Consider the following 14532-nt stretch of genomic DNA (forward strand, 5'->3'; position numbering starts at 1 on the left):
AACAGTTCATTGAACTAGCTCATATCCGCCTAAGCTAATTTACCGTGACACTGTTTATATTTTTTACCGCTACCGCATGGGCAAGCATCGTTGCGACCTATTTTCCAACCTTGGTCTACAAATGGCTCCTGCACATCGCTTCCAGCAACAGGTGACGGCGCTAACATTTCCTCTGGTGAGGCATTGGCATCGAACTCCGCATGTTGATAATGGACATTTTCTATTTGAGATTGTGCCATCTGTTGCTCAGCAGCTTCGATCTCTTCGCGCGATTGAATACGTACCGTCACTACAATACGCACTACCTCGTTTTTGATCATATCTAGCATTTGACCAAATAATTCGAAGGCTTCACGTTTGTATTCCTGTTTCGGATTCTTCTGTGCATAGCCGCGCAGATGAATACCTTGACGCAGATGATCCAGTGCTGCCAGATGTTCACGCCAATGACTATCAATGCTTTGCAACATCACACTGCGTTCAAATCCCGCGAAACTATCTTTGCCGACCACTTCAACTTTGGCATCGTAAACCGCTTTTGCCGCAGCCACTACGCGATCCAAAATATCTTCGTCTGTTAGATTCTTTTCTGTCTCTAACAAGCTAACTAAGGACAAATCCAAGGCCCATTCACTTGCCAGTACGGCTTCTAAACCAGCCAGATCCCACTGCTCCTCGACAGTTTCATGCGGCACGTATTGACGCACCAAGTCATGGAACATGCCATCACGCAAAGAGGCAATCATTTCAGACATATCTTGCGCTTCCAGCAATTCATTGCGTTGCTGGTAAATCACTTTACGCTGGTCATTCGCGACGTCATCGTATTCCAACAGTTGCTTACGAATATCAAAGTTACGTGCCTCTACTTTGCGCTGTGCGGACTCGATTGAACGACTGACGATGCCAGCTTCGATTGGCTCGCCTTCCGGCATTTTCAATCTATCCATAATCGCACGTACGCGATCACCAGCAAAAATGCGCAGCAAGGCGTCATCTAGAGACAAATAGAAACGTGAAGAACCCGGATCACCCTGACGACCAGAACGGCCACGCAATTGATTATCAACGCGACGTGATTCATGGCGCTCAGTACCGACGATATGCAAGCCGCCCGCAGCAACAACTGCATCGTGCAGAGATTGCCATTCATCGCGCAATTTTTGCGACTGCATCTGCTTTTCAGTACCAGATAAGGACTCAGACGCTTCTATCAATTGCACTTGCTTAGCGACGTTGCCACCTAAGACGATATCGGTACCACGACCTGCCATATTAGTAGCGATAGTAATCGCTTTTGGACGACCGGCTTGGGCAATAATTTCGGCTTCACGTGCATGCTGTTTTGCATTCAAAACGTTATGCGGCAATTTCGCTTTTTCTAGAATACCTGACAATAATTCAGAATTTTCAATCGAGGTCGTACCGACCAAAACTGGTTGACCACGTTCATAGCAATCCTGAATATCCTTTAGCATCGCGCCGTATTTTTCTTCAGCAGATTTATAAACCTGATCTTGTCTATCTTTACGAGCTGAAGGACGATTCGGTGGAATTACCACGGTTTCAAGATTATAAATTTCTTGGAATTCGTAAGCTTCAGTATCCGCAGTACCCGTCATACCAGACAAGCGGGTGTACATACGGAAATAATTCTGGAAGGTAATTGATGCCAAAGTCTGGTTTTCGTTTTGAATACGAACACCTTCTTTGGCTTCCACCGCTTGATGCAAACCGTCCGACCAACGACGACCGGTCATCATACGGCCAGTGAATTCATCGACGATCACGATTTCATCATTCAGTACCACATAGTGCTGATCTTTGAAATACAGCGCATGAGCGCGCAACGCAGCATACAAATGATGTACCAAAGAGATATTCGCGGCATCGTACAAGGACGCACCTTCGGGCAATAAACCCATCTGCGTCAAAATACGTTCAGCTTTATCGTGGCCTGCTTCGGTCAATAAAACCTGATGTGATTTCTCGTCTTTCGTATAGTCGCCAGGTACCTCAACCACACCCTTACCATCCGGCGTTTCCTCGCCAATTTGTAAAGTTAAGAGCTTTGGTACTTCATTAATTTTGTAATATAGCTCGGTATGATTTTCTGCCTGACCAGAAATGATCAATGGTGTACGTGCTTCATCGATCAAAATCGAATCGACTTCATCGACCACGGCAAAATTCAAAGAGCGCTGTACGCGATCTTTGGCTTCATACACCATGTTGTCGCGCAAATAGTCGAAACCAAATTCATTATTCGTGCCGTAGGTAACATCAGAGCCATAGGCAATTTGTTTTGCATCGTGCTCTAACTGGGACAGGTTGACACCCGTCGTCAAACCTAGCCAACCGTACAGCTCGCCCATCTGATCCGCGTCACGTTGCGCCAAATAATCATTGACAGTAACAACGTGCACCCCTTTACCTGACAAAGCATTCAGATAAATCGGTAAAGTTGCCATCAAGGTCTTACCTTCACCCGTACCCATTTCGGCAATTTTACCAAAATGCAAAGCCATACCGCCCATCATCTGCACGTCAAAATGACGCATTTTCAAGACGCGCTTACTGGCCTCGCGGCAAACAGCAAAAGCTTCAGGCAACAAGGCGTCTAAGGTTTCGCCTTTCGCCAAACGCTCCTTAAATTCAGGAGTTTTCGCTTTTAATTGCTCATCAGTCAAAGCTTCCAACTTTGGCTCTAAGGCGTTAATTTCACGCACAGTTTTTTGATATTGTTTCAAGAGCCGTTGGTTACGGCTACCGAATATTTTGGTCAGGAATGACATGCTTTGATTGAGTTTTGGGTTCTTAAACACTGCGACAATCTCATCTAAAGTATTCGGATGAGATTCAAAACGCAGCAAATGTGATTAACTTTTTATTTTAACATGCCTGACGTGCCTTTCTAGAAAATCCAGAGCGGCCAACAGGAAGATTAGATAGGAGTTGGTGTTAAATCAGACAAAAACAAGAGTAAGGATATGAATTTCCCTCTAGAAAGCCTTTGATTCAACTTGCTTAGCGTACTAAGCTAGCAATTTTGGAAATATCAGCCCCCTCATTGCCGGCATTCAAAAATTTATGGGGATTTTGAGGAATACCTTTAATCCTGACTTCAAAATGCAAATGCGCACCGGTGGAGCGGCCTGTGGATCCGATGTTCGCAACGTGCTGTCCACGCTTCACAATATCGCCGACTTTGGCAAATAGCTTCGACGCATGCGCATAACGAGTAATCATGTCCCCGCCATGATCAATTTCCAACATATTCCCAAAATCGGGGTGATATTCGGCTGAAACTACGACACCGCCCGCTGCTGCCACTATCGGGGTGCCGTTCGGCGCAGAAAAATCCAAACCTTCGTGAAATGCGGTGCGTCCCGAAAACGGGTCCAGACGACGACCAAAAGTCGATGCGTTGTAACCAACGTTCACTGGCACAATAGTCGGCAAAAGTTTTGCCTGCAATTTAAAACTCATCAATTTAGATTCGACAACGTTAAAGTAATCTGAACGATAACTAACATCTTTTGCCAACATATCCAGGCTGGCTTGAAAATCCACGAGGTTGGACTCGGCTCTCCCCCCCGCCACACTCACTTCGGCACCACCACGCCCGGGCGAATCTTTGAAGTTAAATTCTTCCGGTTTTACGCCGGCCAAGCCCTGTACACGCTCACCTAGAGCATCTAAACGTATAAGTTGAGCCTGCATCTCACCAAGCTTAACTGCCATTGCAGCGAGATTTTCTTTCAAATATTTATCATTTGAAGTGAGGCCAAGCCCCCCTCCATTTTGCAATGCAGCTGGCAATATGGCTTTAACTAGCAGTGAATCGCTGGTGCTGTAACGAGCCGTTAAATTAATGACCGAAACAGAAATAATGAAGGCGAATAAAACAAATAAGGATATAAAAATCGCCAAATGTTTGGACGTCAGCGTAAGCGACTTGGCTTGCGTTAGACGCGAATGCATAATAATCACTTGCATTAACTGATACCCCCATGATCAACAAGAATGAATTGTGGTAATGTGCCGACTATGCAAGCACCTCAACAACCTTATCGATTAAATATCAAGCGTGGCAAAAAGCTCACAGATGCCAGTGGTGTCGCTGCCTTCTTACAACAAAGCGACAAACTCTCTCCACTATTACCTACTATTAAGCGAAATCTTTCGCTACAAAAAGAATGTGGGAGCTTACTCCCACCGATCTTTGATAGCTGTGAAGTATTGAACTTGGCTGATGAACAGCTAGTTCTCTCCACACCAAATGCCTCAATTGCCAGCAAACTCAAGCAGCAATTACCTAAATTACAAGCTCATCTGCAGCAGCGAGGTTGGCAGATTAACGCAATCAAGATTAAAGTACAAGTCAAACGAACGGTAGAAAAGCAGGTACCTGTCAAACAGGCAATATTAAGCAGCAAGGCGCTTTCAGCTTTTGCCAGTCTGGAAAGCAGTCTGCCGACGACGCCGCAGAATGCCGATTTGAAAGCCGCACTAGAGCGGCTTTTACGAAGAAATGCTTAGCAAGTATATGTTTGAGTCACGCCCAACTTAGTTAAGTGCCCATTCTCGCTGCTCTTGCTCAAAATAGGAAACAGGTGCCTGTCTGGCCTCATCAAAAGTAACGATCTCATAGGCATCTGGCTGTGATAGCAAGACACGCAGCAATTGATTATTCAAGCCATGACCTGACTTATGCGCGGTATAACTCGCCAGGAAAGGATGCCCGATCAGATATAAATCGCCAATCGCATCCAGAATTTTATGTCGTACGAATTCATCATCGAAGCGCAAACCATCCGCATTCAAAATGCGATATTCGTCCATCACGATCGCGTTTTCCAAAGAACCACCACGCGCCAAACCTATGCCGCGTAACATCTCCACATCTTGCATAAAGCCGAAAGTACGGGCGCGCGCCACGTCTTTTACATAAGAGACTTTTTCAAAATCAACCTCGGCTGTTTGCATAGTGCCGTCGACCGCGGGGTGATTAAATTCTATGAAAAAATGCAATTTAAAGCCATCATATGGCTCAAGTCTGGCCCACTTTTCCGACTTACCCGTTCCCTCGCGGATTTCTATCGGCTTTAAAATTCGGATAAATTTTCTAGCCGCATTTTGCTCAGCAAAACCAGCTTGCTGCAACAAATAAACAAACGATGAGGCTGAGCCATCCATAATCGGAATTTCTTCCGCACTGACATCAATAAATAGATTATCAATACCCAAGCCAGCACAGGCCGACAATAAGTGTTCTACGGTAGATACTTTGGCACCGCCCATCGTCAGCGTAGATGCCATCTTGGTATCACCAATATTTAAAGCAGTCGCAGGAAATACCACCGGAGGTTGTAAATCTACCCGCGTAAAAATGATGCCGCTATCAATGGGAGCGGGACGCAAAGTCAGTGTTACTTTGGTGCCGGAATGCACACCGACACCGATTGTTTTCACTTCTTGCTGTATGGTTCTTTGTTTTAACATCCCGAGATTATAATTCGCAAAGCCAATTTACGCAGAAAATTACAAAACGGATCAACTAAAAATAAATTTCAAAAAAAAGCGCACCAAGCGATGCGCATTTTCATGACTAAGCAAAATTCGATTATGCCAACTGTGCCAACATCGTTTCCGCATTTGAAACCGCGAAATTACCACCCTCTTCCACGTTCAAATGTTTTACCACACCGTCCACAGCAAGCAGTGAATAACGTTGTGAGCGCACGCCCATACCAAACTTACTAAAATCTGCATCCAAGCCTAAAGCTTTACTGAAAGTCGCATTGCCATCGGCCATCATACGCACAACGCCAGTCGCTTTTTGATCACGACCCCAGGCACCCATAACAAAAGCATCATTGACGGAGATACACCAGATTTCATCCACGCCTTTTGCTTTCAAAGCAGCAGCATGTTCTACGTAACCAGGTACATGTTTAGCGGAGCAAGTTGGTGTGTATGCACCAGGCAAACCGAAAATAGCAATGGTTTTACCCTTCGTCAATTCGGCGACATCAAAAGTATTCGGGCCTAAAGAACAAGCTTCAGACTCCACTTCAATAAACTCGGCCAGGCTGCCTGCTGGTAATGTGTCACCAATCTTGATGCTCATAACGAACTCCCTAAAAATGAAATAATAAGTGGACTCTCACCTGATCAAATGCGATGCAGGGAAGTGTGCAAGTATGCCTTAAACAAAAAATTTCTGCAGAAAGCAAAACGCCAGTCAATCGACTGGCGTTTTGCTTGATTCCTACTTTAACTCAATTAAACACTACTTACTCTGCTTGCTCTACTTACTCAGTCCGCTTGCTTACGCAGAAATGCAGGAATATCATAAGTTTCCATGCCGTTCTTTTCTAAGGCACGTACTTGTTCAGTTGCAGAATGACGCCATACTGCAGGCTTAGTCAAACTATCAAAACCAGCACTGACGGAAGTACTTGCTTTACCCGAAGTTGCGGCAGCTACCGGCGTTGCCATCATCATCGGTTCATCATGCGTACCGGTACGTAACATCGGCGTTTGTACCAATTGAATATTTTTCTTGCCGCGCCCCAAACCAGTCGCAACGACAGTCACACGAATATCATCACCCATGCTTTCATCGTAAGCGATACCTTGAGCGATAGAAGCGTCAGGTGCTGCAAATGCTCGCACTGCTGCCATCACTTCTTTGATTTCTTTACCCTTCAAACCACGGCTGGCCGTTACGTTGACCAGTACGCCACGCGCACCAGACAAATCGATACCATCCAACAATGGTGAAGCCACAGCTTGTTCGGCTGCGATACGTGCACGGTCAACACCAGAAGCAGTAGCCGTTCCCATCATCGCCTTACCTTGTTCGCCCATGATCGTTTTCACGTCATTGAAATCGACGTTGATATGACCAGGCACATTGATGATTTCTGCAATACCAGCGACCGCATTATTCAACACGTTATCTGCATGACCTAACCATTCGATCATGCTGTCGTCTTCGTAAATTTCTTCGAGTTTTTCATTCAAGATGATGATCAAAGAATCGACATGTTTGGACAGTGCCTCTAAACCCTCATCAGCGATGTCCATGCATTTCTTACCTTCGTAAGAAAATGGTTTGGAAACCACCGCAACAGTCAATGCACCCAATTCTTTAGCGATTTGTGCGACCACAGGTGCCGCACCAGTACCTGTACCGCCACCCATACCAGCAGCGATAAACACCATGTGCGAACCACGCAAAGCGTCTTCAATACGTGAACGAGATTCTTCCGCCAATTGACGGCCTACTTCTGGTTTCATCCCTGCGCCCAAACCAGTTTCACCGATCTGTATCACATTATGTGCATTAGATTGCGTCAGCGCTTGCGCATCAGTATTCGCAGCGATGAACTCGACGCCTGAAACACCTTTGTTAATCATGTGCTGAACTGCATTACCACCTGCGCCACCGACACCAACGACTTTGATCACTGTGCCTTGCGTAGCGTTATCGACCATATCGAACTCCATCATGAATCCCCCAAGTAGGCAGTTTTCAGTCGCTAATCCTCACCCTATGTGACGCCTAGCGAATAAAAACTGTAATTCACACCATTATAAAATGATTGCAGCAAATTATAGTAAAAAATCTGCTGCAAATCGCCTCATTTCGTCTATAAAACAAACACTATTTTTCAAAACAAAAGATGGAATTAAAAATTCCCTTGAAACCACTCTTTCATACGCTGCCAAACTGCACTTGCCGAACCTGCCTGGCGCGTCACGATATGACCTCGTAAGTACTGCTTCTTCGCTTCCAACAACAAACCTAAAACGGTCGCATAACGCGGACTGCGCACCACATCAGCTAACTGACCTGAGTAAGCTGGCATACCCAAACGTGCCGGCTTCAAGAAAATATCTTCGGCCATTTCTACCATGCCTTGCATGGTGGATGAACCGCCCGTCAACACAATGCCCGATGACAGTACGTCTTCGTACCCGGATTCACGCACGACCTGATGCACCAAGGCGAACAATTCTTCAACCCGCGGTTCTATCACTGCGGCCAATGCCTGACGTGATAATGAACGTGGACCACGATCACCTAAGCCTGGCACTTCAAGGGTATCTGCGGGATCAGCCAGCACTTGTTTCGCAACACCGAAACGAATTTTAATTTCCTCGGCTTCCGAAGTAGGTGTGCGCAAAGCCATTGCAATATCATTCGTAATCTGATCACCAGCAATCGGAATTACTGCGGTGTGACGAATCGAGCCTTCACTAAATACCGCGACATCCGTCGTACCGCCGCCGATATCAATCAACACCACGCCCAATTCTTTTTCGTCATTGGTCAATACCGCATCTGCAGATGCCATCGGTTGCAAAATCAAATCGGACACTTCCAGTCCACAACGACGCACACACTTCACAATATTTTGAACTGCGGAAACTGCACCGGTCACGATATGCACTTTGACTTCGAGCCGTATGCCACTCATACCTATAGGCTCACGCACATCGTCTTGACTATCAACGATAAATTCTTGCGGCAAAGTGTGCAGCAACTGCTGGTCGGTAGGAATATTCACGGCCTTCGCTGTTTCGATCACGCGCGATACGTCGGCCGCAGTGACTTCTTTATCTTTGATCGCGACCATGCCGCTAGAATTAAAACTGCGAATATGACTCCCTGCAATGCCGGTGTACACCGTACGTATCTTGCAGTCCGCCATCAATTCGGCTTCTTCTAAGGCTCGTTGTATCGATTCGACAGTCGCTTCGATATTCACGACCACGCCTTTTTTCAAACCTTTCGATTCATGTTGACCTAAACCGATTACTTCATGACGACCGTCTGGCATCACTTCAGCAACGACCGCCACAATTTTCGATGTGCCAATATCGAGGCCAACGATCAGGTTTTTTGCGTCTTTTGTCATAGTCTTCCACTTACTTATATTAAGGTACTCGTTACATTCCGAATGACACTTGATTACTCTATTTTTGCGCTACTAGTTTTGTTATTTCTATTACTTACGACTTGGTCCAACGAACTGATTACTGGTCTTTAACGCCAGGCCGTTCGGGTAGCGCATATCGACACTGACAATACTGCCCTGCAATCTTGTCACTAACTGCGGATAGACCTTAATCAACTGATCCACCCTTCTCTTCAAAGCAGTCGCGTCCTGCACTTTGCCCAACTCTACTTGCAAACCGTTGTTCAGCTTGACGCTCCATGCATAACGACTCGAGTATTGCACCGCTTCTGGCTCCAGACTTAAACTGGCGAACCACTGTTTAAATTGCAGATACTGCGCCACGACTTCCTTCTCACTGCCATCGGGTCCAGAAAATGCTATCAGTTGCACGTCTTCTTCCGCTTCGGCCAAGTTCGCAGTAAAGACATCACCTGCCACCGAAATCAGGCGACCATCTTCGCCCCAAGTTCCCAGTACTTCGTGTTCTTCAATCTGTACTACTAAGGTGTCTGGCCAAACTCGTCGTACGCTCGCTTTGCGCACCCATGGCACTACTTCAAAAGCCTGCTTCACCTCTTCCAAATTTGTCGTAAAAAAATTGCCAGTGATTTTTGGCACAGCCTGATCTCGTATCGTTAAGGTATTCACATGCCTTAACTCGGTTTGCTTCACGCCAGCTTTTTCGCTTTCCACCCGTACTATCTGCAAGGCAAATACAGGGCGATGAATCACCCACCAGACACCTGACACCAACATGGCAAGCAACACGATGCTAAATAGAACATTGGCGGTTGCATTTAGCAATTTTGCGTCTTGCCACATAAATTCTTTTACACTCTTTCGGGCAACAAATTATTGAGAATCTGCTGCGATCTTCAATCGCGCGGTCTTTAAAATCTCAACACAAACATCTTCATAACTCATCCCAGCTGCCTTGGCGGCCATAGGAACTAAAGAGTGTCCAGTCATACCGGGCGAAGTATTAATTTCGATCAAGAACGGTTGGTTATCACGCGCTCGTAATAAAACATCGATACGTGCCCAACCTTCACAATTCACGGCACGATAGGCTTCTTCGCACATACGCTGAATTTCTAAGGTCAAGGATTCATCCAAAGGTGCTGGACACAGATATTTTGTATCGTCAGTAAAATATTTATTTTGGTAATCGTAATTACCATCAGGTGCCACGATTTCAATGAGTGGCAATGCACGTGCACCAGCGCCACGACCCAATACTGCGACGGTCAATTCGCGACCTTGAATAAATTCTTCTGCCAACACTTCTTCATCGAATTGCGCAGCCAATTGATAAGCGCCAGGTAAAGCCTCGGCCGCACTTACTTTAGTGATACCTATCGTAGAACCCTCGTGCGGTGGTTTGACGATCAATGGCAGTCCAAGTTCCTGAGTGACTTGAGCCAAATCACTGTCGGCACTCAACACTGCATATTTCGGTGTGGTGAGCTGATGATAGAGCCATATTTTTTTCGTAAAAATTTTATCCATCGCCACCGACGATGCCATCACGCCACTACCTGTGTAAGGAATGCCTAGTTGTTCCAGCGCGCCTTGCAGACTGCCATCTTCGCCATAACGACCATGCAATGCGATAAAGACTCGATCAAATTTTTCTGCAGCTAACTCTGCCAGACTGCGCTCTGCAGGGTCAAAGCCATGGGCATCAATACCGCGACTCTTTAAGGCGTTCAACACACCCGTGCCTGACATGTTAGACACTTCACGCTCGGCGGAACGACCGCCGAATAACACACCAACTTTGCCTAAATCTTTCATCTTGCACCCATCCAATTCAATAATTTTTATAGTGACTTACTTTCACTGCTCACCCTTATTTTCCCGCAAGTTTTCCCGGCACCGAACTGATTGAACCCGCGCCCATCACTATCAGTACATCGCCATCGCGCAACATCGCCAACAAAGCTTCTGGCATTTCTTGCATTTGCTCGACAAAAATAGGCTCCACTTTTCCCAGCACACGCAATGCGCGCGTCATGGCACGTCCATCAGCTGCGACGATCGCTGTTTCCCCTGCTGCATAGACTTCGGCTAATACCACAGCATCAGCCGTAGAAATCACTTTTACAAAATCTTCAAATAAGTCGCGGGTACGGGTATAGCGATGCGGTTGAAAAGCCAAGACCAGGCGACGACCAGGATAGGCACCGCGTGCCGCCGCCAACGTCGCTGCCATCTCCACTGGATGATGACCATAATCGTCAACCAAAGCAAAACTACCGCCACTTTCCAATGCAATTTCTCCATAGCGAGTGAAGCGACGTCCCACGCCATTGAATTCACTCAAGGCTTTTTGTGTAGCGCTATCTTCAACGCCGACTTCACGCGCAATGGCTATCGCGGCGCAGGCATTTTGTACGTTATGCATACCAGGTTGATTTAAACTCACCTGCATATCTTCATAGCCTTTTTGTACTACGGTGAAATGCATCTTGCCGTTTGCAGCACTTGCGTTGACTGCACGCACTTCGGCTTCTTCGTGAAAACCATAGGTGACGATGGTCTTGGTTATTCTCGGCATGATCTCGCGAATATTTGGATCATCCATGCACAGCATCGCAACGCCATAGAACGGCAAGCGTTGAGTGAAATCGACGAAAGCTTGTTTCAACTTAGCGAAATCGTGATCATAAGTTTCCATATGATCGGCATCGATGTTCGTGATCACTTCTATCATCGGCAAAAGATTTAGAAATGATGCATCAGATTCATCCGCTTCAGCCACAATGTATTGACCACTACCCAGCCTTGCATTGGCACCCGCACTGTTCAACAATCCACCAATCACAAAAGTAGGATCCAGACCACCTTCAGCCAAAATACTCGCGACCAGACTAGTCGTCGTGGTCTTGCCATGTGTTCCAGCAATCGCAATACCGCTTTTTAAACGCATCAGCTCGGTTAACATCAAAGCGCGTGGCACGATGGGAATGTGTTTTTCGCGTGCAGCAATCACTTCTGGATTGTCCGACTTGACCGCAGTTGAGGTCACCACGGCATCCGCACCTTCAATATTTTCTGCTGCATGACCTACCGTTACTTTTGCACCTAAACTCGCTAAACGTTGTGAAGCCACATTACTACTTAAATCCGAACCAGAAATCACATAACCGAGATTCAATAGCACCTCGGCGATGCCACTCATCCCTGAGCCACCAATACCGACAAAATGTAAGTGCTTCACTTTATGTTTCATAATATTTCTCTGTTATTTCTTATTAACTAGTTCTTCTAAAATCGCTGCTATCGTCGCACTCGCATCGCGTTTCCCTAAATCGTAGGCTTTTGCAGCCAATTGCAAACAACGTTCGCGAGTCATACTTTGTATGAGCTGCGCCAAACTCGCAGCGTTTAATTCTGTTTGTGGCAAATGAAGCGCGCCGCCCGCACCACTCAACCATTCTGCATTCGCTTTTTGATGCGAGGTACTTGAGGCGACCAAAGGTATCAACACACTAGCGACGCCCGCTGCGGTCAATTCTGATACTGTGATGGCGCCGGCACGGCAAATTACCAAATCGGCCTCCGCATAACGATGCGGCATGTCATTAATAAAATCTACCACTTCAGCCTGTACGCCATTTTTTTCGTAACGCTGACGCAAATCATTTACATGTTGTTTGCCCGATTGATGCGTAACCAGCGGGCGTTGCGCTTCAGGGATTAATGCCAATGCATCGGGTACAGCTTCATTCAAAACGCGCGCACCCAAACTACCACCGACCACCAAAATTCTTAATGCCCCTTGATGCTGTGCATAACGTTGCTGCGGCAAATCCAGATCACAAATTTCGCGACGGATAGGGTTTCCTGTGAATACAAATTTGCGTTCTTGCATAGGCGCATTGGAAGGCAAACCAAACATCAGTTTTTTTGCGAATGGTTTTAAAGTCTTATTTGATAAAAGCAATGGAGCATCCGCATTCATCAGCACCAAAGGTTTACCCATCAACGCACTACTAACACCGCCCGGCACAGTCACATAACCGCCCATACCAAGCACGACATCGGGACGGCGTATTCTGACGATATCAATGCATGAAAAAAAACTTGCCACTAATTTATAAGCACCAGTCAAACTATGTTTCCAGCCTTTGCCGCGCAGTCCCGTAAAATCTAGTTGATCCATGGAGATGCCGTGCCTTGCGACGATCTCGGATTCCATACCAGTCTTAGTTCCCAACCATGACACATTCCAACCACGGCTTTGCATTTCGTCGGCAATCGCTAAGCCGGGGAAAATATGTCCACCCGTACCGGCGGCCATTATCATTAAATTTTTTTTCACTCTATTTGAATTCGTCATACTCGCCCTCCACGCATCATGCGTCGATTTTCATAATCGATACGGAGCAACAGAGTTAAACCTATACAGTTAATTAAAACACCGGAACCACCATAACTCATTAAAGGCAAAGTCAAACCCTTGGTTGGTAACAAGCCTAAATTCACGCCCATATTGATGAAGGTTTGCACACCGATCCAGATACCAATTCCCTTCGCCGCCAGTCCCGCAAAAGTCGCATCCAATACTATGGCTTGACGTCCAATATCAAATGCTCGTTTCACTATCCAATAAAACATAAAAATTACTGTAACGACACCCACAAAGCCAAGCTCTTCACCGATCACCGCTAACAAAAAATCGGTGTGTGCTTCCGGTAAGTAATGCAGCTTTTCCACACTAGCGCCTAAGCCGACACCAAATAACTCACCGCGACCAAATGCAATCAACGAATGTGTCAATTGATACGCTTTGCCTAGAGCATTGTCTTCTTCGAAAGGATTTAAATAGGCAAAAATACGTTCGCGACGCCATGGTGAAAGCAAAATGACCGAAGCAAAAATCCCAACTAACGTAGTCGCAATACCACCAAACCAAATACCGTTAATCCCACCTAAAAATAGAATACCCATCGCAATACAAACGATCACACCAAAAGCACCGAGATCGGGCTCCAATAGTAAAAGCAGGCCTAATACCGCCACCGTCACCATCATAGGCAAAAAACCTTTGGTCAATTTATGCATATACTCTTGTTTACGCACGGTGTAATCTGCAGCGTACAAGACCATAAATAATTTCATCAATTCCGAAGGCTGAAGATTAAACACCTTGAATGACAACCAGCGCTTTGCGCCGTTCACGCCCTTGCCTAAGCCCGGGATTAACACCAACACCAACAAAACCAAAGTAAATATGAACAGGTAAGGTGCAGCTTTCTGCCAGTCTTCCACTCTCACCCGAAAAACAATAAAACTCATCAAAATAGAGAAGCTGACAAACATCGCTTGGCGCACTAAAAAATGATTGTTTTTATAGTTTGCATACTTCGGCGAATCCGGTAATGAGATAGACGCTGAGTACACCATCACCATACCAAACACCATCAAGATCAAAGTCACCCATACTAAAGCCTGGTCGTACTCCATCATTTTTGAACGTTGTACAAAATGAGTTCCATTCTGACTACTGCCAGACGAACGCCATGGGTTCAAATTCAGGAGTAACTGCTTC

Annotated in this window: 12 protein-coding genes; 1 reads left to right on the forward strand and 11 read right to left on the reverse strand. The window is 46.1% G+C overall.

The window, feature by feature from the left end:
* Positions 1-29: 29 nt before the first annotated feature.
* Together secA and AC1RR2_RS04830 are read right to left on the reverse strand one after the other, a co-directional pair.
* Positions 30-2795, reverse strand: coding sequence for a preprotein translocase subunit SecA (secA, locus tag AC1RR2_RS04825; RefSeq protein ID WP_493221161.1), 2766 nt, complete (start codon positions 2793-2795; stop codon positions 30-32).
* Between the two features lie 232 nt (positions 2796-3027).
* Positions 3028-3984: a M23 family metallopeptidase gene (locus AC1RR2_RS04830; RefSeq protein ID WP_493221162.1), complete on the reverse strand. Its 957-nt coding sequence runs from the start codon at positions 3982-3984 to the stop codon at positions 3028-3030.
* A 66-nt stretch (positions 3985-4050) separates the two neighbouring features.
* Between AC1RR2_RS04830 and AC1RR2_RS04835 the strand changes: the two genes are divergently transcribed.
* The gene (locus AC1RR2_RS04835) at positions 4051-4542 is read left to right on the forward strand and encodes a DciA family protein (RefSeq protein ID WP_493221163.1); all 492 of its coding nucleotides are present in this window, start codon (positions 4051-4053) and stop codon (positions 4540-4542) included.
* A gap of 27 nt (positions 4543-4569) precedes the next feature.
* Here the strand turns inward: AC1RR2_RS04835 and lpxC are convergent, their stop codons facing one another.
* The 9 genes from lpxC to ftsW all read right to left on the reverse strand — a co-directional run bounded on the left by lpxC (position 4570) and on the right by ftsW (position 14450).
* A complete protein-coding gene (gene lpxC / locus AC1RR2_RS04840; protein ID WP_493221164.1) occupies positions 4570-5505 on the reverse strand; it encodes a UDP-3-O-acyl-N-acetylglucosamine deacetylase in 936 nt (311 codons plus the stop codon).
* Positions 5506-5626: 121 nt separating this feature from the next.
* Complete coding sequence (locus tag AC1RR2_RS04845) at positions 5627-6133, reverse strand: peroxiredoxin (protein ID WP_493221165.1); 507 nt, start codon at positions 6131-6133, stop codon at positions 5627-5629.
* 188 nt (positions 6134-6321) lie between these two features.
* A complete protein-coding gene (gene ftsZ, locus AC1RR2_RS04850; RefSeq protein ID WP_493221166.1) occupies positions 6322-7518 on the reverse strand; it encodes a cell division protein FtsZ in 1197 nt (398 codons plus the stop codon).
* 182 nt (positions 7519-7700) lie between these two features.
* Positions 7701-8933: a cell division protein FtsA gene (gene ftsA, locus AC1RR2_RS04855; RefSeq protein WP_186891981.1), complete on the reverse strand. Its 1233-nt coding sequence runs from the start codon at positions 8931-8933 to the stop codon at positions 7701-7703.
* 90 nt (positions 8934-9023) lie between these two features.
* Positions 9024-9797: a cell division protein FtsQ/DivIB gene (locus tag AC1RR2_RS04860; RefSeq protein ID WP_493221167.1), complete on the reverse strand. Its 774-nt coding sequence runs from the start codon at positions 9795-9797 to the stop codon at positions 9024-9026.
* Positions 9798-9827: 30 nt separating this feature from the next.
* The gene (locus tag AC1RR2_RS04865; RefSeq protein ID WP_493221168.1) at positions 9828-10772 is read right to left on the reverse strand and encodes a D-alanine--D-alanine ligase; all 945 of its coding nucleotides are present in this window, start codon (positions 10770-10772) and stop codon (positions 9828-9830) included.
* A gap of 55 nt (positions 10773-10827) precedes the next feature.
* Positions 10828-12210: a UDP-N-acetylmuramate--L-alanine ligase gene (gene murC, locus AC1RR2_RS04870; RefSeq protein WP_493221169.1), complete on the reverse strand. Its 1383-nt coding sequence runs from the start codon at positions 12208-12210 to the stop codon at positions 10828-10830.
* Positions 12211-12222: 12 nt separating this feature from the next.
* Positions 12223-13320, reverse strand: coding sequence for an undecaprenyldiphospho-muramoylpentapeptide beta-N-acetylglucosaminyltransferase (murG, locus tag AC1RR2_RS04875; RefSeq protein ID WP_493221170.1), 1098 nt, complete (start codon positions 13318-13320; stop codon positions 12223-12225).
* Positions 13317-14450 carry a putative lipid II flippase FtsW gene (gene ftsW, locus AC1RR2_RS04880; protein WP_493221244.1) on the reverse strand — a complete coding sequence of 378 codons (1134 nt, stop codon included), beginning with the start codon at positions 14448-14450 and terminating at the stop codon, positions 13317-13319. Before ftsW ends, murG begins: the two co-directional genes overlap by 4 nt.
* Positions 14451-14532 lie beyond the last annotated feature (82 nt).

The organism is Undibacterium sp. GW821-FHT11H02 (assembly GCF_058808015.1).